The organism is Orlajensenia flava (assembly GCF_004801905.1).
In the GTDB taxonomy this organism is placed as follows: Bacteria; Actinomycetota; Actinomycetes; order Actinomycetales; family Microbacteriaceae; genus Orlajensenia; species Orlajensenia flava.
In genome coordinates this window covers 571,617-592,234 of the sequence record NZ_SSSN01000003.1, presented here as the reverse complement: position 1 = coordinate 592,234, position 20,618 = coordinate 571,617, and the positions used below count along the sequence as shown (strand labels likewise).

The 20,618-nt window shown below is 65.6% G+C and carries 19 protein-coding genes and 4 tRNA genes; 16 read left to right on the top strand and 7 right to left on the bottom strand.

The annotated features are described in order from the left end of the window. Positions 1-47: 47 nt before the first annotated feature. Entirely contained in the window at positions 48-1,250 is a 1,203-nt protein-coding gene (locus tag E6C70_RS04660; protein WP_136422687.1) for an alpha/beta hydrolase, read from the top strand. On the opposite strand, the gene E6C70_RS04655 is transcribed toward E6C70_RS04660, so the two are convergent. Both E6C70_RS04655 and E6C70_RS04650 read right to left on the bottom strand, forming a co-directional pair. Beyond that, positions 1,223-1,663 carry a SufE family protein gene (locus E6C70_RS04655; RefSeq protein WP_136422686.1) on the bottom strand — a complete coding sequence of 147 codons (441 nt, stop codon included), beginning with the start codon at positions 1,661-1,663 and terminating at the stop codon, positions 1,223-1,225. The genes E6C70_RS04660 and E6C70_RS04655 overlap by 28 nt on opposite strands. 28 nt (positions 1,664-1,691) lie before the next feature. After that, positions 1,692-2,597 (bottom strand): sulfurtransferase, encoded by a 906-nt coding sequence (locus E6C70_RS04650; protein ID WP_136422685.1) that lies wholly within the window; start codon positions 2,595-2,597, stop codon positions 1,692-1,694. A gap of 135 nt (positions 2,598-2,732) precedes the next feature. On the opposite strand from E6C70_RS04650, the gene zapE reads away from it, so the two are divergent. The 3 genes from zapE to E6C70_RS04635 all read left to right on the top strand — a co-directional run bounded on the left by zapE (position 2,733) and on the right by E6C70_RS04635 (position 5,857). Further along, positions 2,733-3,776, top strand: a complete 1,044-nt coding sequence (gene zapE / locus E6C70_RS04645) for a cell division protein ZapE (protein WP_136423740.1) — start codon at positions 2,733-2,735, stop codon at positions 3,774-3,776. Positions 3,777-3,997: 221 nt separating this feature from the next. Then, positions 3,998-5,269, top strand: coding sequence for an ammonium transporter (locus E6C70_RS04640; RefSeq protein ID WP_136422684.1), 1,272 nt, complete (start codon positions 3,998-4,000; stop codon positions 5,267-5,269). Between the two features lie 81 nt (positions 5,270-5,350). Continuing rightward, positions 5,351-5,857, top strand: coding sequence for a type II toxin-antitoxin system PemK/MazF family toxin (locus E6C70_RS04635; RefSeq protein WP_136422683.1), 507 nt, complete (start codon positions 5,351-5,353; stop codon positions 5,855-5,857). Between the two features lie 36 nt (positions 5,858-5,893). Here the strand turns inward: E6C70_RS04635 and E6C70_RS04630 are convergent, their stop codons facing one another. Continuing rightward, positions 5,894-6,130 carry a hypothetical protein gene (locus E6C70_RS04630; protein ID WP_136422682.1) on the bottom strand — a complete coding sequence of 79 codons (237 nt, stop codon included), beginning with the start codon at positions 6,128-6,130 and terminating at the stop codon, positions 5,894-5,896. Between E6C70_RS04630 and E6C70_RS04625 the strand changes: the two genes are divergently transcribed. Next, positions 6,129-6,629, top strand: coding sequence for a hypothetical protein (locus E6C70_RS04625; RefSeq protein WP_136422681.1), 501 nt, complete (start codon positions 6,129-6,131; stop codon positions 6,627-6,629). The genes E6C70_RS04630 and E6C70_RS04625 overlap by 2 nt on opposite strands. 39 nt (positions 6,630-6,668) lie before the next feature. On the opposite strand, the gene E6C70_RS04620 is transcribed toward E6C70_RS04625, so the two are convergent. Then, a tRNA-Val gene (locus E6C70_RS04620) sits at positions 6,669-6,744 on the bottom strand. A 166-nt stretch (positions 6,745-6,910) separates the two neighbouring features. Here E6C70_RS04620 and E6C70_RS04615 point away from each other — a divergent pair. The 6 genes from E6C70_RS04615 (at position 6,911) to E6C70_RS04590 (ending at position 9,164) form a co-directional block, all read left to right on the top strand. Beyond that, positions 6,911-6,982 (top strand) — tRNA-Gly (locus E6C70_RS04615). 52 nt (positions 6,983-7,034) lie between these two features. After that, positions 7,035-7,108 (top strand) — tRNA-Cys (locus tag E6C70_RS04610). A gap of 23 nt (positions 7,109-7,131) precedes the next feature. Next, positions 7,132-7,206: transfer RNA gene (locus E6C70_RS04605), tRNA-Val, on the top strand. A gap of 79 nt (positions 7,207-7,285) precedes the next feature. Continuing rightward, positions 7,286-7,483 (top strand): hypothetical protein, encoded by a 198-nt coding sequence (locus tag E6C70_RS04600; protein ID WP_136422680.1) that lies wholly within the window; start codon positions 7,286-7,288, stop codon positions 7,481-7,483. A 19-nt stretch (positions 7,484-7,502) separates the two neighbouring features. Next, positions 7,503-7,970 (top strand): hypothetical protein, encoded by a 468-nt coding sequence (locus tag E6C70_RS04595; protein ID WP_136422678.1) that lies wholly within the window; start codon positions 7,503-7,505, stop codon positions 7,968-7,970. Positions 7,971-8,900: 930 nt separating this feature from the next. Beyond that, entirely contained in the window at positions 8,901-9,164 is a 264-nt protein-coding gene (locus E6C70_RS04590) for a hypothetical protein (RefSeq protein ID WP_136422676.1), read from the top strand. Between the two features lie 337 nt (positions 9,165-9,501). On the opposite strand, the gene E6C70_RS04585 is transcribed toward E6C70_RS04590, so the two are convergent. Further along, positions 9,502-10,098: a hypothetical protein gene (locus E6C70_RS04585; RefSeq protein WP_136422674.1), complete on the bottom strand. Its 597-nt coding sequence runs from the start codon at positions 10,096-10,098 to the stop codon at positions 9,502-9,504. Positions 10,099-10,260: 162 nt separating this feature from the next. Here E6C70_RS04585 and E6C70_RS04580 point away from each other — a divergent pair, with 162 nt between their 5' ends. The 3 genes from E6C70_RS04580 to E6C70_RS04570 are packed head-to-tail and all read left to right on the top strand — an operon-like array spanning position 10,261 to position 14,773. Further along, positions 10,261-13,200: an alpha-mannosidase gene (locus E6C70_RS04580; protein WP_136422672.1), complete on the top strand. Its 2,940-nt coding sequence runs from the start codon at positions 10,261-10,263 to the stop codon at positions 13,198-13,200. After that, complete coding sequence (locus E6C70_RS04575) at positions 13,197-14,549, top strand: MFS transporter (RefSeq protein WP_136422670.1); 1,353 nt, start codon at positions 13,197-13,199, stop codon at positions 14,547-14,549. Before E6C70_RS04580 ends, E6C70_RS04575 begins: the two co-directional genes overlap by 4 nt. 44 nt (positions 14,550-14,593) lie before the next feature. Continuing rightward, positions 14,594-14,773 (top strand): YegP family protein, encoded by a 180-nt coding sequence (locus E6C70_RS04570; protein ID WP_136422669.1) that lies wholly within the window; start codon positions 14,594-14,596, stop codon positions 14,771-14,773. Between the two features lie 61 nt (positions 14,774-14,834). Here E6C70_RS04570 and E6C70_RS04565 read toward each other — a convergent pair whose 3' ends face one another. Further along, positions 14,835-16,901 carry a glycosyl hydrolase family 28-related protein gene (locus tag E6C70_RS04565; RefSeq protein WP_136422667.1) on the bottom strand — a complete coding sequence of 689 codons (2,067 nt, stop codon included), beginning with the start codon at positions 16,899-16,901 and terminating at the stop codon, positions 14,835-14,837. Positions 16,902-17,249: 348 nt separating this feature from the next. Between E6C70_RS04565 and thrS the strand changes: the two genes are divergently transcribed. Both thrS and E6C70_RS04555 read left to right on the top strand, forming a co-directional pair. Then, the gene (gene thrS, locus E6C70_RS04560; protein ID WP_235833321.1) at positions 17,250-19,148 is read left to right on the top strand and encodes a threonine--tRNA ligase; all 1,899 of its coding nucleotides are present in this window, start codon (positions 17,250-17,252) and stop codon (positions 19,146-19,148) included. 2 nt (positions 19,149-19,150) lie between these two features. After that, positions 19,151-19,747 (top strand): HIT family protein, encoded by a 597-nt coding sequence (locus tag E6C70_RS04555; RefSeq protein WP_235833320.1) that lies wholly within the window; start codon positions 19,151-19,153, stop codon positions 19,745-19,747. Here the strand turns inward: E6C70_RS04555 and pdxY are convergent. Beyond that, the gene (gene pdxY, locus E6C70_RS04550; protein ID WP_136422662.1) at positions 19,725-20,576 is read right to left on the bottom strand and encodes a pyridoxal kinase PdxY; all 852 of its coding nucleotides are present in this window, start codon (positions 20,574-20,576) and stop codon (positions 19,725-19,727) included. The two genes, E6C70_RS04555 and pdxY, sit on opposite strands and share 23 nt — an antisense overlap. Positions 20,577-20,618 lie beyond the last annotated feature (42 nt).

Sequence of the window (20,618 nt, the reverse complement as noted above, 5' to 3'; positions counted from 1 at the left end):
CGCCACCCGTACGGCACGCCGACGCAGCGGGTGAGGGGGGAGCGGGCATGGCGAAGGACGAGCATCCGGGCGTCCGCAGGCTCGGTCTGCTACTCGCCGCCCTTGGCGCGTTCGCCGCCACGGTGTTGTCCGTGTTCGGCGCCCTCGCGATCGTCACGCGCTTCGCCCGCACCATCGTGGTGCCACCGCGTACGGCCCCCGAGCGGCAGCGCATCCGTTCGATCGACCCGGCGGCCGGCACGGTCACCCTCGGTGCCGATGACGACGCCAGCATGCCCGGGCGGTACAGCCTCTGGTTCGACGGCGGCGACGGCCACGCGCGTGTCGGACCCATCGTGACGAGCTCGGCACGCACCGTGACGCGCGAACTGATCGGCGTGGACTTCGGTGATATCGACGAGGCGACCCGTGGACGAATCAGCGGGTGGTTCTACGTCGGCCCGTGGGAGCTCGGCCTCGATTACGAGGACGTTACCGTCGAGACGGACCTGGGCCCTGCCCCTGCCTGGCGGATCCCGGCGTCGGAGGACGACGGCCGCTGGGCGATCATGGTCCATGGCTGGTCCGTCCGACGCCACGAAGGCCTTCGGGCCGCGCCGGCTTTCCACGCAGCGGGGTACACCAGCCTGCTCATCTCCTACCGCAACGATGGCGAAGCACCAGAGTCGGCCGACGGCCGCTACGGGCTCGGCACGACCGAGTGGCGTGATGTGGAGGCCGCCATTCGCTATGCGGAGGAGGAGGGCGCACGCGAGATCGTGTTGATGGGATGGTCGATGGGCGGCTCGATCATCCTGCAGACCGTCCTCCGCGGCGCCACGGGTGAGCGGGTGGCAGGCATCGTGCTCGATTCACCGGCCATCGATTGGCGCGACATCCTCGATTTCCAGGGCAAGCTCAACCACCTTCCCGACGCGATCACACGCGGCGTCGTCGGTTCGCTCGGCAACGGGTGGGGCAGGCGCATCACCGGCCTGGGTGAGCCGATCGACTTCGCGGCGCTCGACGTGCTGGCACAGGCCTCTTCCCTTCACATTCCGATGCTCGTGATGCACAGCGACGACGACGGCTTCGTCCCCGGCACGGCTTCGCGGGCTCTCGCGGAGCTGCGGCCCGATCTGGTCACCTTCGTCGAGTGGACCGGCGCGCGCCACGCCAAGCTGTGGAACGTCGACCCCGAACGCTGGGATGGCACGGTGACGGCATGGATCGCCGAGCGATCTCAGACGGAGACGCGCTCCCTCACTTGACGCTGGGCTCTGCCGAGCAGGGCGGTCATTCCGCGGATGCGGAGCGGTGAGACCGCCTCGGTGAGACCGATCGTCAGCGGGAAGTCAGCGGGGACGCCCAGCACCTCATCGACGCTGAGCCCGTCGAGCCCTTGAGCCAGGATGGACGCGAACCCGCGCGTCGTGGGCGCCTCACGTGGCGCCGTGGCGAAGAGGTGGACCCGGTCGTCGTCGTCCACCTCGACGAAGATGAAGACGGGGGACTGGCACTCCACGACCTGCTCGAAGAGGTCGGGGTGCTCGCTGTAGCGCTCGGGCAGCTCCGGCAGCTCGTTGGAGAACTCCAGGAGCAGTTGCAGGCGCTCGCGCACCTCGAGTTCGAGGAACTCGTCACGGATATCGGCGAGCTGGGCGGGCAGGGTCGGATCGGTCATCCCCACCATTCTCCCACCGCGCGGCTGCTCAGGATCGCGGGGTGGGAGCCTCGCCGGGCTCCGACCCCGTCGCGATCGGCACGCGGACGGCGCTTCCCCATTCCGTCCACGATCCGTCGTAGTTGCGCACGTTCTCGAAGCCGAGCAAGTGGGTCAGCACGAACCAGGTGTGGCTGGAGCGCTCGCCGATGCGGCAGTAGGCGATGACGTCGTCGCCGGCGGTGAGTCCGGCATCGTCGAGGTAGATGGCGTCGAGCTCGTCCCGGGACTTGAAGGTCGCGTCCGGAGCGGCGGCTCGGGCCCACGGCACCGAGGCAGCAGAGGGGATGTGGCCTCCGCGCAGAGCGCCCTCGTCGGGGTAGGCGGGCATGTGCGTGCGCTCGCCGGAGTATTCCTCGGGCGAGCGGACGTCGATGAGCGGATGCCCGAAGTGGGCGAGGACGTCCTCCTTGAACGCGCGGACGGTCGTGTCGTCGCGTTCCACGGTGGGGTAGTCGGCAGGCGTCGGATGCGGCGGATCCGTGGTCAGCTCGCGACCCTCGGCGATCCAGAGGTCGCGGCCACCGTCGAGCAGGCGCACATCCTCGTGGCCGAACAACGTGAACACCCAGAGCGCATAGGCGGCCCACCAGTTGTTCTTGTCGCCGTAGATCACGACGGTGCTCTCGCGAGAGATGCCCTTCTCGGAGAGGAGCTTCGCGAACCCGGCGCCGTCGACGTAGTCGCGCTGGACGGGGTCGTTCAAGTCGGTGTGCCAGTCGATCTTCACCGCGCCGGGAATGTGACCGGTCTCGTAGAGGAGCACGTCCTCATCCGACTCGACGACGACAAGTCCCGCGTCGCCGAGGTGGTCGGCGAGCCACCCGGTCGAGACGAGACGCTCGGGGTGGGCGTACTCCGAGAACTTCGACGCGTCGTCGGTGGCGATGGTCACGGTTACCTCCAGATGAAGCCCGTCGAGCCCGCGGTGAGCGGCCGGTTAGGCTGGTTGATCGTCAGCTATCGACCCTACGCGCTGCCCGTGCGACATGAGCGCGTGGTGCAATCCGGAGAAACAGAACAGGACGCCATGCCCGCGGCACTCCCCGTCATCCGCTTGACCGATCGCTCGCCGAGCATCAGTGGCGCCGAGATGACCGCCGAGCTGGTGCCGCCCGCTCAGTTCGCTCACGCGAGTTTCGAGTCCTACCGCCCAGACCCCGACTATCCGTCACAGGCCGAGGCGGTCGCCGCGCTGCACGAGTTCGCCGGCGTGTGGCGCGCCCAGCGTCCCGGTGGCTTCTTCTCGCGCAATCGCAAGCCGAAGGCGAGCCTGCCCGGCATCTACCTCGACGGCGGGTTCGGAGTGGGCAAGACCCACTTGCTCGCCGCCCTGTGGCACGAGGCTCCCGGCCGCAAGTACTTCGGCACGTTCATCGAATACACCGCCCTGGTCGGTGCTCTCGGCTATGCGCAGACGGTGAAGCTCCTCACGGGCACCGGACTCATCTGCATCGACGAGTTCGAGCTCGACGATCCGGGCGACACCATGCTCATGACGCGGCTCCTCGGCGAGCTGATGGCGACGGGGACGATGGTGGCGGCCACGTCGAACACGCCGCCGAACGCCCTCGGCGAGGGTCGCTTCGCGGCATCCGACTTCCTCCGCGAGATCCAGGCGCTCTCGGCGAACTTCCGCACCCTCCGCATCGACGGCCTCGACTATCGGCGACGCGACATCGAGGGTTCCGCGGTGGCGGTGGACGATGCCGGCCTGGACCGGATGGTGACCTCCCTCGCCGAACGCGGCGAGCGGGTCTCGTGCGACGACTTCGACGCTCTCATGGAACATCTCGCGACGGTCCACCCCTCCAAGTACGTCAAGGTCGTCGCGGACCTCGACGTGATCGCGATCCGCGACGCGCACGTCCTGCACAATCAGACGGATGCCCTGCGCCTCGTCGCCTTCATCGACCGCGTCTACGACGCCGAGATTCCGGTGCTCGCGAGTGGGCATCCCCTCAGTGACGTCTTCGACGACGAGATGCTCGCCGGCGGCTACCGCAAGAAGTACCTGCGGTCCACCTCACGCCTCATAGCGCTGACCACGGGTGAGCTGCCGCCGCACGACTAGAGGTCGACTCGACCCATCCGCGACTCATGTGGGATCACTCGTAGGCAACTCCCGGTAGCGGGAAACACGATGTTTACACGGGCGCATCGCCCGTAACAGGCACGAAACAAGCGAACCTCTCCGGCGAAACGTGGCGCGTCAAAACTGGCGTCTACACCGCGCGGACCCGGCCCCCGGCAGCGATGGTGTCTTCTGCACATACCGAGAGGAAGACCAATTCAATGTTGATACACGCAGCCGCCTATGACGCGGCCACCAACGTCAATTCGTTGTGGCTGCTCGTCGCCGCCGCCCTCGTGCTCCTGATGACGCCCGGTGTCGCCTTCTTCTACGGCGGCATGGTCAAGGCGAAGAGCGTCATCAGCATGATGATGATGAGCTTCGGCGCGATCGCGGTCGTCGCTGTTCTCTGGGTGCTCTACGGATACGGGCTCGCATTCGGAACGCCGCTCATCCCTCACGTGCTGGGCACTCCTGACTTGGGCCTCACCAGCCTGATGGGCAAGGACGGACTGACGCCGGATCTGGGCGGACTGGCGTTCGCGGGATTCCAGGCGACCTTCGCCATCATCACCGTCGCGCTCATCTCGGGAGCCATCGCCGACCGAGCGAAGTTCGGTGCCTGGATGGTGTTCGCGGCCATCTGGGTCACAGTCGTGTACTTCCCCGTCTGCTACTGGGTGTTCAACCTCAAGGACGGCTGGATCGCCTCGATCCTCCACGTGAACGACTTCGCGGGTGGTACCGCCGTGCACATCAACGCGGGAGCAGCAGGCCTAGCCCTCGCCCTCGTGCTGGGTAAGCGCATCGGCTTCCAGAAGGGCATGGCGAAGCCGCACAATGTCCCGCTGACGCTCCTCGGCGCCGCTCTGCTCTGGTTCGGCTGGTTCGGGTTCAACGCCGGCTCCGAGGCGGCTGTCGACGGCGTCGCGGCGATCGCGTGGATCAACACCCTCGCAGCTCCGGCCGCCGCAACGCTCGGCTGGCTGGTCGTGGAGAAGCTCAAGGATGGCAAGCCGACCGCCATCGGTGCCGCATCTGGTGCCGTCGCGGGTCTGGTCGCCATCACCCCGGCCTGTAACGCCCTCACTCCGTTCTGGGCGATCATCCTCGGCGTCGTCACGGGAGCGATCTGCTGCCTGGCCATCGACCTGAAGTTCCGCCTGGGCTTCGATGACTCGCTCGATGTCGTGGGCATCCACCTCGTCGGCGGAATCATCGGAACGCTCTACATCGGCTTCTTCGGTCTCACCCACATCGACGGCGACGCGAGCAAGCCCTTCTCAAGCCTCCTCTACGGCGGCAGCTTCGCGCAGCTCGGTGTGCAGGCTCTGGGCGCCTTGGCCGTGATGGTCTACTCGTTCGTGCTGGCGTTCGCCATCGGCTGGATCATCCAGAAGACGATGGGCTTCCGCATCACCAACGAGGACGAGGTGGCCGGCGTCGACACGATGGTCCACGGCGAAGAGGGCTACGCGCTCGAGACGGTGTAACAAGAGGTCGTCCGGAACCGGCGACACGAAGAGCGGCGAGGATCTCCTCGCCGCTCTTCTTCGTGCCAGTAGGCTGCGCTGATGGCCTCATCGTCGCTCGGCTCGGGCATCCGTCGTGTGATCTCCGCCCTGTTCAGCACGCGCACGTCGCCGAGCCCCCGCGCCGACACCTCGACCGGGCATGGCGGCACGAGCGGCACGGTGGAGGTCGACCCACGCGGAATGCGTGCGGTTAGCCTCAGCTACGCGCCGACGCCGAACGGTCAGCCCGACCCGGGCGAGATTGTCTGGACGTGGGTGCCGTACGAGGAGAACGACGGTCGCGGAAAGGATCGTCCGGTCGTCATCGTCGCGACAGCGCCAAGCGGGTTCCTGGCCGTTCAGCTGACCAGCAAGCACCACGACGGCGCGGACTACCTCTCTCTGGGTGCGGGGCCGTGGGATCGCGAGGGACGACCGAGCTGGGTCATCCTCGACCGCGTCTTCCGCGTCAGCACTGCCGGCGTGCGACGCGAGGCCTCGCGGCTCGACCGCAAGCGGTTCGAGCAGGTAGCGTCAGCTCTGCGCTCGAGGTATGGCTGGCGCTGATGACCGCGACGGTGCGCTCGCGTCAACACGATCCGTTCAGATGAGGAGAGATATGTCGAAGAGGTCGGTCGCCATCGCGACGGCGTCTGCACTCGCTTTGGCCGCCCTGCTCGCCGGCTGCGCGGCACCGTCCCCGACTCCGACGGCTGATGCCTCGAGATCCGCGAAGCCCACGGGCTCGCCGACCTCATCCGAGGTGCCGCGCGCGGCCGACGACCAGGCGCGTGACACGATCACCTCGATCGTGGTCCGACCCGAGATGCTGCAGCTCATGGACACGAACGGTGCGGAAGTCGAGACGATTTCGTACGACGCGAGCGCAGAGCAATTCGTCGGTATGTTCACGTCGCTCATGAAGGCGGAGCCGGCCATCACAGAGAATCCCGGGGGCATGGAGTCGTCCCCGACGACGATGTACACCTGGGACGGATTCGAATTGGCGGATGACCACGAGCGGGACGGAGGGGTGTCGGACATGAACGTTGCCGTCACCTTCACGAAGCCGCAACTGGGACCTCGCGCCATCACCGTCGCGACCATACAGGGCTTCAAACCCGGAGACGACCTCCGCTGGCTCGCGAAGTACATGAATGAGCCGTTCAACGAGGACGCGGACTTCAACCAGATTCAGGCCGAGCACGGCGCCCCGATCGGCGATCAGCTCCCGGGCAGCCCGTACTCGAACTCCAACTCGGTCACCGGACAGAATCTGTACCAGCACGAGGGCTCGGTGGTCTTCGCCCCGTGGAACTTCGGCATCGGACACGTCTGACACGTCGACACGCTCATTCGCATGGCGGACGATGTTCTCTGGTGGGCGATACCGGACTCGAACCGATGACCTCTTCCGTGTGAAGGAAGCGCGCTACCAACTGCGCCAATCGCCCGTGCGGACGCCTGCGCGCCGTGGTTACCGATACTAGCCGACGGCGTGGGCGCGGCGCACATCGACGGATCGAGGCTTGCTCACGGAGGACACGCCCGGTCTGGGCCGGTTTGGCGATGCCATGACCTTTCGGTTATTGTCATTGAGCACGCAGAAAAGCGCGCAACGCGGATGTGGCGCAGTGGTAGCGCATCACCTTGCCAAGGTGAGGGTCGCGAGTTCGAATCTCGTCATCCGCTCGAACAGGGTCGGGCGAAAGCCCGATCCTCTTCACATGGAGTGAACCCGCACGGTGGATTGGCCGAGAGGCGAGGCAGCGGCCTGCAAAGCCGTATACACGGGTTCGAATCCCGTATCCACCTCCAAGCTGATAAAGTTCTTCAGCCTTGGGCGATTGGCGCAGCGGTAGCGCGCTTCCCTGACACGGAAGAGGTCACTGGTTCGATCCCAGTATCGCCCACCAGCAAGAACCCCCGGATGACCGGGGGTTTTTCTTTGCCCGCATACCCTCGTGGGATATCCGTGAATATGTAGGTGACGTCATGGCATTTACGTTGATGTATGACCAACTTGAGTACGAGATCTCGGACGGCGACGCGTCGCGGCTCGAAGATCTCGATCAAGGGAGAATGCCATTTGGGCCTCGGATCTTCTCGTTCGACCAGCGAGGCGTGCCCGGTACCGTCTTGATTTCGGTGGGCACGGGTATCCCGATCACGCTCGTGACCAACGACGACTGACGACGCGTAGAGTCGCCGCATGGCTCCGTGGGATCCGATTCCATATCCCGACGCGGACACCACGGCCGCGCTGGGTGGAATGACGTGGGCCGCCATTCGCCTTGAGGCGGTCGCCTACAGACTCGCGGCGATTCTGTCGCGTGATTCCATCGACTTGGCTAAACGGTCGGTGAGTGATCTTAAGAAGGATGCTCGCAAGACTCTGCCTGGCGAACCTACACAATGCGAGACGGCGGCTCTTGAATGGCTGGGGCATACAGCGACCGCGTTGGAAACCAGGAATTACGTCTTGCATTCTGATCTCACCACTTGGTTCCTTGACATAGACCGAGACCCAACGCTCACCCGAAGCGCGCTCGTCAACCGTCGATTCAAGAAGGCTCACGGTGTGGATGTGGCGACCTTCGTCAAAATCGCGGCAGACTTCGACGCCATGTACGCGGCGTGGCCCGACATCGAGAGAGGTCTGCTGAATAGCCGTATCTGACCACTACGGCGAGCTGGATCTTCCCAACTATCCCCGCTGCCTTATCGCAATGGAGCCGGCAGAGCGTTCGTCAACAATCGTGTAGGAGTGCCCCGAATGTGGGCTCATCAAGCTCTTGTCAGCTCACTTGATGTTTTTCTTTGATCGCTCTCGCGCGAAAAGTGTCACCAAGAAGATCGAACACGCGAGTGCGACTCCGCTGCAGACGAGCGGGAACAAGCGATGCTCGCCATTCGATACCTGCCATAGGTTGTACGCGAAGTACCCGGCCCAGAGGACAGCAAGCGCGAGGTAGCACTCGAGCATGTGGGCTTTAATCCACGTCATGCGTGAACGCTACCGCTTGGCGCAGGTATGCGATGCTCGCAGATGTGAAGTGGTATCAGCGACGAGGGTTCTGGGTGCAGCTTGCGTTCGGGGGATGCCTCCTGATGGGTTTCGGAATGACGGCGGTTGGTCACGGCTCGCCCGTTCTCGGATGGCCCATGACGGCGACCGGCGTCATCGTCCTGTTCGCAGGAGCTGTCGGGATAGTCGTCATCCCGAAGTAGTGAAGCGGTTAGATCGAATTGCCCCCGCACGAGATCGAACATATGTTCTATGCCTGATTTCGAACCGACGCTACGGCAGTGACGTGAGCACGGACGCTATCAACGAGTCCGTGACCCGTCTTCAGCCGATCTCCTTAAGCAAGCTCGAGGTGGGTGACGAGCGGCCCGAGGTTGACAGCCCAGTGCCAGTCGAGGCGTGGGTGCGATTCCCGCAAGCTCCCATGAAGGTGCGGGGTAGGCCAATTGCGTGGACGGCACGCGCCGTTAACATCGAGTTCACAACGCGTAATGGTGCCGTTCGCCGCGCTTGGGTGTGGGCGTCAGCGGTAAACCGAATCAAGTGAACTCAATCAGCACCCGTGTGTCCCATACTTAGCGCATGACCAACGAACCGGAACAGACCGACTACACGAAGGTGGAGAGTCCGGACTGGTATCAAGCAGTTGAGCAGCTCTCAAAACGGCGCGGCTGGCGACTCGGCTCGTCGGTCTACGGGCTCGTGATCAGCGTCGCAGCAATCGTCCTGGGCATCCTGATTGCTTCGTCAATGACGCCGTTGGCATGGGCGGTCGTAGCCATTGGGGTATACGGCATTGTCCTGTTCACATGGCGGCTGGCAACGATTCGACGCCACCCCTGGTGAGATGGCTTCCTCCTACCTTCGGGTCGTAGGAGGAAGCCAGACCGTACGGTCTCCCTGGAACGCTGACGACCAGATGGCGAGGGGCATTCGCCGGGTCGAGAGCACCCTCGACGTTAGTCGCCACGATAGTTCGACGGTAGTCCTAGACGTGAAGCGGCCCCGAGGCTGTGCACTTGCAACTAGCGCCGCGGGACCTGGCCCACCCTCGCTGACCCGAACAGGTTGGGGGGTTACGTGCACCCTAGTCGCATTACGCAACTATTCGCTGGAGCAAGCAATATTAGTGCGCGGCCGTCAGAGACCCCACGACGAAGCGTCGAATGATCGAAGGCATCGCCTACGGCGTGAAGATGAGTGGCGGATGCCCGATGCTCGTGCGGTACCACGCCCACTGCTCGCCGGCGGTCTGCGTGATGTCGGCGGTCACCGGCTGGCCCGGCGGCAGGTTCAGGTAGGTCACCGAGATAGTGCGTTGGCCTGAGCCACTCGAGGATCCGAGACCCTGGACGGTCACGCCCTGAAGGAAGGTGAGTCCACTCGCCTTGAGGGTGATCGACGAGGTGGATTCGACGTAGAACCGGAAGACGTAGTTTCCGACGCCCGTGATCCCGAAGTCGCTCGGCAGGAAGTGCACCGAGACGGCCGGTTGCCGCGCAGGCGTGTCACGCATGTCCAGGCCGGCGTACGGGGTGCCCGTCGTGTCGGTGATGACCACGGACGGTTGGATGAGGTTGGTGTCGGTGTGGGCGGCCGCCTTCAGCTTCGACGGTGAGACTTCGGCGAACGGGGAGAAGAACAGCGGACCGAGATTGATCGTGTTCGTGCGGTACAGCTGCGCCCAGTCTTCGACCGTCACGTCCGACTCGAAGTCGGCGACCTCGATGTGGCTTCTGCCGAATCGCTCGAAGACGTCGGCCTTGGTTGTAGTTGTCATGGCGGCACAGTATTCACGCGCGAGGATCGGCGGATCGGGGACGGCCCCCACCGCATCAGCCGATGACGTTGTCATAACCTAGACTCGCGGAAACGAGCCGCCACTCGAACCGATCCCGCACCGCCGCGGCATCGGCAGTGGCGAACGAACGCCGGGGGAACGATGGCAGCAATCACCGGGTTCGCGGCGTGGTTGTTCGGCCTCCGCGCGCAGCAACCGGCCGAGTACCGCCGACTCATGCGCATCCGTCGTGGCATCTACACGGCCGTCGCTAAGTTGGACGCGCAGATCCTCCGCTCGCCCGAGCCGATCCCCTTCGACCAGGTCGACAGCGCCGCGTTCTCCCCGCTGCGACCGGGAACGGCGTGGGGGGACGTCTTCGACTGCGCGTGGCTGCACATCACGGGTGAGGTGCCTGCCGGCATCCGGAACCCGATCGTCCTCCTGGGCATCCGTGGCGAGGGACTGATGTACTCGCCGGCCGGGGAGCTGCTCGACTCGGTGAGCACCGTGTTCCAGCAGGGCGACCTGCCGCACAGCGGTGGGAAGTACCGTCCGGTGCGCAATGTCGACCTCTCAGCCGGGCGAGTCGACGTGTTCGCCGACGTCACCTACAACGGATGGATCCTCTACGAATGGGGCCGCGCGGTCTATCACGGTGCCCAGCTGGCCACCCGGAGCGATGAGGTCTACGAGCTCTACTACGACTACCTCACGCTCCTCGTCTTGGCGGGCGCGACGGAGGATTCGGCGCTCGAGGCCGACGTGCGTCGATCGCTCGGTGTGTCGTTCGCCCGCTTCGGCAAGGGGGACGTCATCGGCGCTCGTGCTGCACTCTCCGCCACGCTGTCCGCCCCATCGACGAGCGACTTCGTCTACAGCGCCGTCGGCCACGGACACCTCGACATGGCGTGGCTGTGGCCCCTCCGCGAGACGCATCGCAAATCCGCGCGCACCTATGTTCGCGCGCTGAACGCGATCGAGACGTCGTCCGACTACATCTACGGCACGAGCCAGCCCCAGCAGATGGCATGGATGAAGGCGGACCATCCGGCTCTGTTCGACCGGATGAAGGGTGCCGTCACCGCGGGGCGAATGGAGATCCAGGGCTCGTTCTGGGTGGAACCCGACACGAACCTCCCGTCGGGGGAGTCCCTCGTGCGGCAGGCGCTCGTCGGGCGCCGGTTCATCCAGGACGAGTTTGGCCTGAGCGACGAGCAGCTGCGACTGTGCTGGCTGCCCGACACGTTCGGCTACAACGGTAATTTGCCCCAGATCCTGCGCAAGAGCGGGATGGAGTGGTTCCAGACCATCAAGCTCGCGTGGAACAAGGTCAACGACTTTCCCCACCGGACCTTCCACTGGGAGGGCATCGACGGATCCACCGTTCTCGTCCACATGCCGCCGGAGGGCGACTACAACAGCCGCGGAGCCGCTGACAACCTGCTCACGGTCTTGGCGAAGTACCCGGAACGCGCCCTCGACACCGCGCTGCTCGTCTACGGCTCGGGCGACGGCGGCGGTGGGCCCAACGAGATCCACCACGAGATCATCCGCCGCGAGCACAGTCTGCGCGGTCTTCCGCAGGTCACGTACTCGACGGCCGGCGCGTTCTTCCGTGGTCTCGAACGGCTGGACGTCTCGCACACCCACGTCGGTGAGCTCTACCTCGAGACCCACCAGGGCACGTACACCACCCAAGCCCAGATCAAGCGGCACAACCGACTCGTCGAGCGGAAGCTGCACGAGGTGGAGGCGCTCGCGGTGGTGCTCGACGACGACAGCCGCGAGCGGCTCGCAGAGCACTGGCGCACGGTGCTGCTCAACCAGTTCCACGACATCCTCCCCGGATCCTCGATCGCCAGAGTCAACCGGGAGGCGATCGCGAGCTACCAACGGGTCGAAGCGGCGCTCGACGAGTACGCGGAGAAATTGATCGACAGGGTGCCCGGATCCGGCGACGGGCCGGCCGCGGTCAACCTCACCAGCTTTCCGCGCGACGAGCTTGTGACCTTCGACGGATCCCTGTTCCGCGCCGTCGTTCCGCCATACGCCGCAGCGGCGCTCGTGCCCGAGGACGAGGTCGATGGCCTCGAGTCGGCCGGCGACACGCTCAGCAATGGCATCCTGACCCTCCGCTTCGGTCTCGACGGCGAGATCGTCTCGTGCACCGACCGGGAAGGCAACGAGCACTCCGCGGGCGGTCTCAATCGGGTCGTGGTCTACGAGGACCCCTACGTGTGGCCGTTCAACGCGTGGGACATCAAGCCCGAGTACGTCGACAAGGCCCCCCGCGCACTGGCGGTCACCGACGTCGAGCGATCCGTCGACGGAGCCCGGGCGGTGCGTCGGCAGGTGTACCGAGGGCGCACCGTCAGCGTCGACCAACGCGTCGTGCTGGAAGCGGGCAGCGACGTGGTTCGATTCGAGACCGAGGTCGACTGGCAGGAGAAGCATCGGATGCTGCGCGCCGAGTTCAGGCCCGTGCACTACGCGGAGACGGTGCGCTGCGAGATCCAGTTCGGGCACATCGAGCGCGTGACGACCGAGCGCGACTCGGTCGAGAAGGCGCAGTTCGAGGTCTGCGCCCACAAGTGGATCGCAACCGAGGACGACGGCGGGGGATTCGCACTGCTCAATGACAGCAAGTACGGCCACCGGGCGAAGAACGGCCTGCTGAGCCTCAACCTGCTGCGTGCCCCCACCTTCCCCGACAAGACCGCCGATCGCGGGGTTCACCACTTCACCTACGCGTTCTGCCCGTTCGACACCGGCGACATCGCGAAGGTCGTGCGCGAGGGCTACCGGCTGAATAATCCGCTGCGCATCGCCGACGGCGTCCGCTTCGACTCTCTCGCGGCGGTCGACGACCCCGGCGTCATCGTCGAGACCGTGAAGAGGGCGGAGGATGGCGACGGCGTCGTGCTGCGGCTCTACGAGAGCCTCGGCCGACCGGTCACCACCGCCCTGCGAGTGGGTCTGGCATACGACGTGGCGAGTGAGACCGACCTCCTGGAACGGACCATTGGCGAGGTGGACTTGGACGCGCTCGCCTTCGGCGCCTTCGAGATCAAGACGATCCTGCTGAGGTCACGATCATGACGGCGGCGGTCGAGACTCCGACGACATCCCGGTCCCCGTCGCAGAACCGGCAGAGCGTCGCGGTGATCACGGCGGGGTTCGGTCAGAACTTCGTGCTCACCACGGTGTCGACGTTCATCCTCGTGTACCTGCTGCAGTACGCCGGCGTCAGCACTGCGGGCCTCGCCGCGGTAACCGTCATCATCACGGTGTCGAAGATCATCGACGCCGTGCTCGACCCGGTGATGGGGAGCATCATCGACATGACCAGGTCGCGATGGGGAAAGCTGCGGCCGTACATCCTGTTCTCCGCGGCGCCGGTCGCGGTGCTCTCGGCGCTGTTGTTCTCGGTGCCGGATGCCGTCGAGCCCGTGCAGATCGCGTACTTCGGCGTCTGCTATGTGCTGTGGAGTCTCGCCTACACGGTCTGCGACGTGCCGTTCTGGGGGCTGATCGGATCGGCCTTCACCACTCCCGTCGTGCGCACGAGGGTCATCGGGATGGTGCGAGCGTTCGGAGCGATCGCCCTCGGCCTGTCGACCCTCGGGATGCCGTGGCTCGCTCGACTGCTGAGCTCCGGGCCGGCCACGACCGCCAGCGGTTGGTCGCTGGCCGTCGCGCTCACGTCGGTGATCGGCATGGGGGTGTTCCTGCTGGCCTTCTTCTTCACGCGGGAGCGGACGACATCCGCGGCCTCCACCGGACTGACCCTCCGTCAGCTCGTCACCACGCTGTTCAAGAACACGCCGCTCCTGATGGTGCTCTCGGGTTCGATCCTCGGCTTCGGACGTTTCATCGTGCAGGCCGGCGGCGCGGTCTTCGTCGTCATCGCCTACGGTAGTGAGGGCACGTTCACCCTCGTCGGCGCCGCGATCATCCTGGGGATGGTGATCTCCTCATTCACGACACCCTTGCTGTTGCGCCGCATCAGCGGACGGACGCTTGTCGTGAGCAGCTCGCTCATCGCCGCCGCGCTGTACCTGAGCATGTACCTCGTCGGCTTCGCCAACCTGGTGGCGATCCTGGTGTTCATCTTCCTCACCGGCCTGACGCTCGGCGTCTTCCTCGTCGCGCAGGCGACGATGATCGCCGATGCCGTCGACGACGCCGAGCGTCGGCTCGGGGTGCGCAACGACGGCATCTCCTTCGCCGGATTGACCTTCGCGTCCAAGATCATGAACGCGCTCGCCGTCCTCGTCTTCGGTGTCTTCGTCGTGATGGCCGGATATCAGAGCGGGGTCAGCGTAACGCCCGCCATGCAGAACACGGTCTTCGTCGCCATCACGATCGTGCCGGCCGTGAGCTGCGTCCTGTCGGCCATCCCCTTCCTCTTCTACCGACTGGGTGCGCCGCCTGCGACTCGCGAGTAGCTTGGGCGCAGGGCGTGCGCCCGACTCATCGGAAGGAGCAGCAGGTGGCCGCGAAATTCGAGATCTACAAGGATGCATCAGGCGGGTTCCGCTGGCGGTTGAAGGCCGCGAACGGTGAACCGATCGCCTCATCCGAGAGTTACACCACCAAGTCCGCCGCACAGGGTGGAGTCGCCAGCGTGCAGAAGAACGCTGCCGGCGCGGACGTCGTCGATCTGACCTGAGGCGGACCGACGCGGACGACGCGGGACCCCGATGAGGAGTCCCGCGTCGCGCATCCGTCGCCTAGGGCTGGATCCACGGCGACGGCGCGGGCGGCGCGACCACCGGGGGTCGATCGTCGCAGGTGATGGTGTTGGGGAGCTCCCACGACGCGAACCACGGCCCCGTCGTGCCCCCACCGTCGTTGCCGGAACCGCTGAGCGAGAACTCGGAGCCGGCGGGGGTGAAGTGGAACGTTCCGCAGTTGTTGACGCCGACGGCGCCGACGTTGCGGGCGTCCACGTTGTCGAACGTTGCCGTACCGGCAGCCCTCGCGCTCAGCACCGACGTACCCGTCCCATCGACCTGGACGTCTCGGAAGTGCAGGTTCGTGACGGAGTAGAGATCCTTCACCGGCCAGTCCGCCACCACCATGATCGCGTTGTAGGTGCTGTCGAGGTAGTGGTCACCGGTGACTTCGATGTCGGCATCGATGTTCTTCTCGAGGGCGAAGAACCAGATGGCGCCGAGCCCGATGTTCCAGTTCAACTCGTAGGTACCGGCACGCACGGTGGTGTTGTCCGTGATGTGGAGCGAGCCGGTGAAGGCCGTCGCGCCGAATCGCGATCCGACGTGCAGCCCGCTTCCCTCGCGGATGGGGTCGGCGACCAGGTTGTTCGACACCGTGTTGTCGGTGCCGCCGTAGATGGCGATGCCGTTGGCCAGTGTCGGCGTCTGCACGGTGTTGTGGTCGAAGACGTTGTTCGCGTCGGCGGTCCCTTCGCTCCACATCGCTAGGCCGTCATCGCCGGTGTTGCGGATGAAGGAGTTGGAGACGCTGGAGTTCGTGACGCCGGTGTGGAAGTTCACGCCGTCGGCGATCTGGTCGACGATCGTCGTGTTGGAGACCTTCAGGCCGTCCATCGGCCCGTCCAACCAGATGCCCACCTTGGTGTGCTGGATGTAGAGACCGTCGATGGTCGAGTCGCTGAGAGCGCCGCCGATGCCGTTGACCTGGTCGGTGTCTATGCGCTCTCGAACGTCCCCGCGGATGGTGAAGCCCGACAGGTGCACGTTGCGGCTTCCGCCATCGGCCGCATCCTTGCCGTAGAAGCCGACTCCGGTGTGCACCGAGCCGTCGGCGGCAGGGGTGGCCAGTGCGACCTCGTCTCCGCGGATGACGGTGTACCAGTTGCCTGCGCCCTGGATCGTGACGTCGTCGACGATGATGTGACGGTCGACCGTGTAGACGCCCGGCGGGACGTAGACAGTGAGGTGGTGCCTCTTCGCGAAAGCGATCGCCTTGTCGAACGCGTCCGCGGAATCGCGCTTGCCGAACGGGTCGGCGTGGAACGCGAGCACGTTGGATGCCAGCAGCTTGACGGTGGGCAGTCCGACCTGCTGCGAGTCGAGCAGGTCGATGATGGTCCACGCTGCTGCTGCGTTGGCGGGCATCGTGAGTCGCACGGTGTCGCCCGCTCGGTAGGTGCGGCCGAGGAGCAGGCGCTGCTCGTCGTAGAAGTGCATCGGCCGGAACGGAGTCGAGATGACCGGAGTCGGCGTCGTGGCGGCCGGCACGCAGCCGCACTCGGTGATCCACCAGTCCGCGTGCAGCAGCCCGGCGTTCGGGTCGTTGCTGAACGGGTACTGGTTGTAGAGCCAGGAGTACTTGGAGGTGAGGTTCATCGTGCGCGCGCCGCCTCCGTTCACCGAGACCGTCAGCGGCGAGGTGATGCCGCCTCCCGTCGCGGCGTCGGGGATGCTGTAGCGCACGCTGATGGCGTTGGCCGCCTTCGGGAGGGTGAACTCGACGTACTGGCCGCCGGTGAGTCTGACGGCCTGCCTGCCGGAGGCCTCGGCGGCCAAGCTGTAGGCGGTGCGGTCCGGGCCGACCGCGGTTCCCGTCGTCACGGCGTTCTCGGCCTCCTGCTCGACGAAGTTCACTGCCGCACCGCGGCCCTCGCTGAGTGCGGGGGAGATCGCTGCGCGGGTGACCGGAGTGGGCGGCGCCGACGGCTGGGCGGCGATCGCCGCGCCGGCTCCCGTCATCGTCATCGCCACCGTCACGGCGGCGCTCGCCGCAATGGTGGCGGCGGTGCGCCATCTCGTCCGGGGGCGGACGTCATCGGTCGTGGGCCGTGCTCGTGTCATCGTCGACTCGTTTCTCATGGAGGTGTACGTCATTGCACACTCGCGGCGCCGGGCACCCGAGACTGTGCCGACCATAGGACCGACTCTTCGAGCCACACAAGAGGATGCGAAGAAATATCTATGAAATATTCACTTATTGCGAAATTCAAGACGAGCCTGTCGGATCTTGCGCAAGCACGCCGGCTATCTTGCAGATGCGATGACGCGCCTGAACACTCCGGCGGCACCCTCGGCCAGTCCGGGCGCCAGCGGCCGCCCGACTAGGCTTGATGCATCCCCGAGAACCCCAAGGAGTGGATCGAATTGGTCGACGGTTTCGAGCTGTTCACCGACCGTTCCGTTGTCGCGATGCGCGTCAACGGCGAGTTGAAGGACCTCGCGGTCACGGTGACGGATGAGGACACCGCCGAGCCCGTGACGATCGATTCCGCCGATGGGCTGAGCATCCTCCGTCACAGTGCCGCCCACGTTCTGGCGCAGGCCGTCCAATCGATCAATCCCGACGCGAAGCTCGGCATCGGACCGCCGATCACCGACGGTTTCTACTACGACTTCGACGTGGCGGAGCCGTTCAGCACGGAGGACTTCAAGGCGCTTGAGAAGGCGATGGAGCGCATCATCCGTTCCGGTCAGCGCTTCGTTCGCCGCGTCGTGACGGATGAGGAAGCGCGCGCCGAACTGGCTGACGAGCCGTACAAGCTCGAGCTCATCGGGCTAAAGGGTCACGAGAGCGGCACCGAGCAGTTCGAGGAGAGCGAGTCGGTCGAGGTGGGCGGCAGCGAGCTGACCATCTACGACAACGTCGACCCGAAGACCGGTGAGACGGTGTGGAAGGACCTGTGCCGCGGCCCGCACCTGCCGAGCACCCGGCAGATCGGCAACGGGTTCTCACTCACGCGCGTCGCAGCGGCGTATTGGCGCGGCAGCGAGAAGAACAAGCAGCTGCAGCGCATCTATGGCACCGCATGGCCCAGTAAGGACGAACTCCGGGACTACAAGTTCCGGCTCGAGGAGGCCGCGCGCCGCGACCACCGCAAGTTGGGCGCCGAACTCGACCTGTTCAGCTTTCCCGAGGAGATCGGATCGGGCCTGCCCGTCTTCCACCCCAAGGGCGGTGTGATCAAGCGCGAGATGGAGGACTACGTCCGTCGCCGTCACATCGAGGAGGGCTTCCAGTACGTATCGACCCCGCACATCACCAAGGGCCACGTGTTCGAGTTGAGCGGCCACCTGCCGTACTACAAGGACACCATGTTCCCGCCGATGGAGCTCGAGAACAGCGAGTACTACCTCAAGGCGATGAACTGTCCCATGCAGAACCTCATCTACCGCTCGCGAGCGCGCTCCTATCGCGAGCTCCCGCTGCGGTTCTTCGAGTTCGGCACGGTCTATCGCTACGAGAAGTCGGGCGTCGTACAGGGTCTCACCCGCGTGCGCGGCCTCACCCAGGATGACTCCCACAGCTACGTGACTCCCGAGCAGGCGCCGGGCGAGATCCAGCACCTGCTGGACTTCGTGCTCGGACTGCTGCGCGACTTCGGCCTCGAGGACTTCTACCTCGAGCTGTCCACCCGTGACGGTTCCGACAAGTTCATCGGAACCGACGAGGAGTGGGAGAACGCGACGTCGGTGCTGCGCGATGTCGCAGAGCGATCCGGCCTCGAGCTGGTGCCCGATCCCGGTGGCGCCGCCTTCTACGGGCCGAAGATCTCCGTGCAGGCGCGGGATGCCATCGGCCGCACCTGGCAGATGTCGACGATCCAGTACGACTTCAACCAGCCGAAGGGCTTCGGCCTGGAGTACACGGCATCGGACGGCAGTCACCAACAGCCCGTGATGATCCACTCGGCCAAGTTCGGCTCCATCGAGCGCTTCTTCGGCGTGCTCACCGAGCACTACGCCGGCGCCTTCCCCGTGTGGCTCGCGCCGGTGCAGGTGGTGGGCATCCCCGTGGCGGAAGAGTACGCGGACTACCTCGCCGACGTGGTGCGCCAGTTGCAGGGCGCCGGCATCCGTTCCGAGATGGATCTCAGCGACGACCGCATGCAGAAGAAGATCCGCACCCACACCCTGCAGAGGGTCCCCTTCCTGCTGATCGCGGGGGAGAAGGACCGGGAGGCTGGTGCGGTGTCGTTCAGATTCCGCGACGGGACGACCGAGAACGGGGTGCCCGTCGCGCAGGCGATCGAGCGGATCCGAGCCGTCATCGACAGCCGTGCGCAGGTCACGACAGCCGGAGAACTGTGACGCTGGACCCCGGGGGAGAGTTCCCCGGCGTTCCGATCGAGCACTCAGGGGACTTCGCCGCGGTTCCGGATGCCTTTCAGCGGCTGTGGACGCCGCATCGCATGGTCTACATCGAGGCCGGGCCCGGCCCGCACGAGGAGAGCTGCCCGTTCTGCGCTGCGCCGAAGATGGACGACGAGAAGGCCCTCATCGTGGCGCGGGGCGAGTTCGCGTACGCGCTGCTGAACCTGTTCCCCTACAACAGCGGTCACCTGCTCGTCTGCCCGTATCGCCACGTCGCCCTCTACGACGACGCCACGGCCGAGGAGGTGGCGGAGATGGCTTCGCTGACCCAGACGGCCATGAGGGTCATCCGTGAGATCTCCGGATGCGACGGCTTCAACATCGGCATGAATCAGGGTCGCGTGGCGGGCGCGGGCGTTGCCGACCACCTGCACCAGCATGTCGTTCCGCGCTGGGCGACGGATGCCAACTTCTTCCCGATCATTGCGGAGACCAAGGCGATCCCGCGACTGCTGGGCGAGACGCGGCAGGCGATCGCCGACGCGTGGCCGCGTGCGGCGGACGCCGGTTCCCTCAGCGCACCTGACGCGCCGTGAACTGCATCCTCGGATCCGCGTAGAACTCCTGCGACTCGACCAGGCGCAGTTCGCGGTCGCCGGATTCGTGCGTGCGGGCGAGCAAGTCGAAGACGCTGGAAGCGGTTCTGGCCAGCGCATCCGCTGCGTCCCCGCTGCGTCGCAGATGCGCGGTGAAGAGGGCGGCGGTCACGTCGCCCGATCCGTTCGCCTTCAGCGGGAGCAGCGGAGTCTGCACGATCCAGGCGCCGTCGTCGTCGACCGCGAGCATCTCGATGGTGCCGCCCTCCCGATCGGGGCGCTCGACGCTCGTGACGAGGACGGTGCTCGGGCCCATCTCCCGCGCGAGGTCGACGGATGCGAGGGTCGACTCGAGGGTGTCGGGCTCGGTGCCCGTGAGGTAGCCGAGTTCGAACTGGTTGGGGGTGATGATGTCAGCCACGGGAACCACCACGTCCCGCAGGAGCACGGGGATCTCGGGAGCCACGAAGCACCCGGACCTCGCGTTGCCCATCACGGGATCGCAGGAGTACACGGCATCCGGGTTCGCCGCCTTGACGCGAGCTACCGCGTCGACGATGACAGCCGCGATGCCCGCGCTTCCCTGGTAACCCGAGAGGATGGCGTCGATCCGGGGGAACACGCCGCGCTCCTCGATGCCGGTGAGCACCGCGGCGACGTCGTCGGCGCTGATCACGGGACCGCGCCAGGCGCCGTAGCCGGTGTGATTGGAGAAGTTGACCGTGTACACGGGCACCACCTCGACACCGATGCGCTGCAGGGGGAAGACGGCGGCCGAGTTGCCGACGTGACCATAGGCGACGGCGGACTGGATCGAGAGGATGATCACTCCTCGATGTTCCCACGTGCGTCGCCGATCGACGCTGCGGTC

Coding starts and splice junctions, on each gene's coding strand:
- E6C70_RS04660 (WP_136422687.1), top strand. CDS start 48: ATGGCGAAGGACGAGCATCCGGGCGTCCGCAGGCTCGGTCTGCTACTC.
- E6C70_RS04655 (WP_136422686.1), bottom strand. CDS start 1,663: ATGACCGATCCGACCCTGCCCGCCCAGCTCGCCGATATCCGTGACGAG.
- zapE (WP_136423740.1), top strand. CDS start 2,733: ATGCCCGCGGCACTCCCCGTCATCCGCTTGACCGATCGCTCGCCGAGC.
- E6C70_RS04640 (WP_136422684.1), top strand. CDS start 3,998: ATGTTGATACACGCAGCCGCCTATGACGCGGCCACCAACGTCAATTCG.
- E6C70_RS04635 (WP_136422683.1), top strand. CDS start 5,351: ATGGCCTCATCGTCGCTCGGCTCGGGCATCCGTCGTGTGATCTCCGCC.
- E6C70_RS04625 (WP_136422681.1), top strand. CDS start 6,129: ATGGACACGAACGGTGCGGAAGTCGAGACGATTTCGTACGACGCGAGC.
- E6C70_RS04630 (WP_136422682.1), bottom strand. CDS start 6,130: ATGAGCTGCAGCATCTCGGGTCGGACCACGATCGAGGTGATCGTGTCA.
- E6C70_RS04600 (WP_136422680.1), top strand. CDS start 7,286: ATGGCATTTACGTTGATGTATGACCAACTTGAGTACGAGATCTCGGAC.
- E6C70_RS04595 (WP_136422678.1), top strand. CDS start 7,503: ATGGCTCCGTGGGATCCGATTCCATATCCCGACGCGGACACCACGGCC.
- E6C70_RS04590 (WP_136422676.1), top strand. CDS start 8,901: ATGACCAACGAACCGGAACAGACCGACTACACGAAGGTGGAGAGTCCG.
- E6C70_RS04585 (WP_136422674.1), bottom strand. CDS start 10,098: ATGACAACTACAACCAAGGCCGACGTCTTCGAGCGATTCGGCAGAAGC.
- E6C70_RS04580 (WP_136422672.1), top strand. CDS start 10,261: ATGGCAGCAATCACCGGGTTCGCGGCGTGGTTGTTCGGCCTCCGCGCG.
- E6C70_RS04575 (WP_136422670.1), top strand. CDS start 13,197: ATGACGGCGGCGGTCGAGACTCCGACGACATCCCGGTCCCCGTCGCAG.
- E6C70_RS04565 (WP_136422667.1), bottom strand. CDS start 16,901: ATGACACGAGCACGGCCCACGACCGATGACGTCCGCCCCCGGACGAGA.
- thrS (WP_235833321.1), top strand. CDS start 17,250: ATGCGCGTCAACGGCGAGTTGAAGGACCTCGCGGTCACGGTGACGGAT.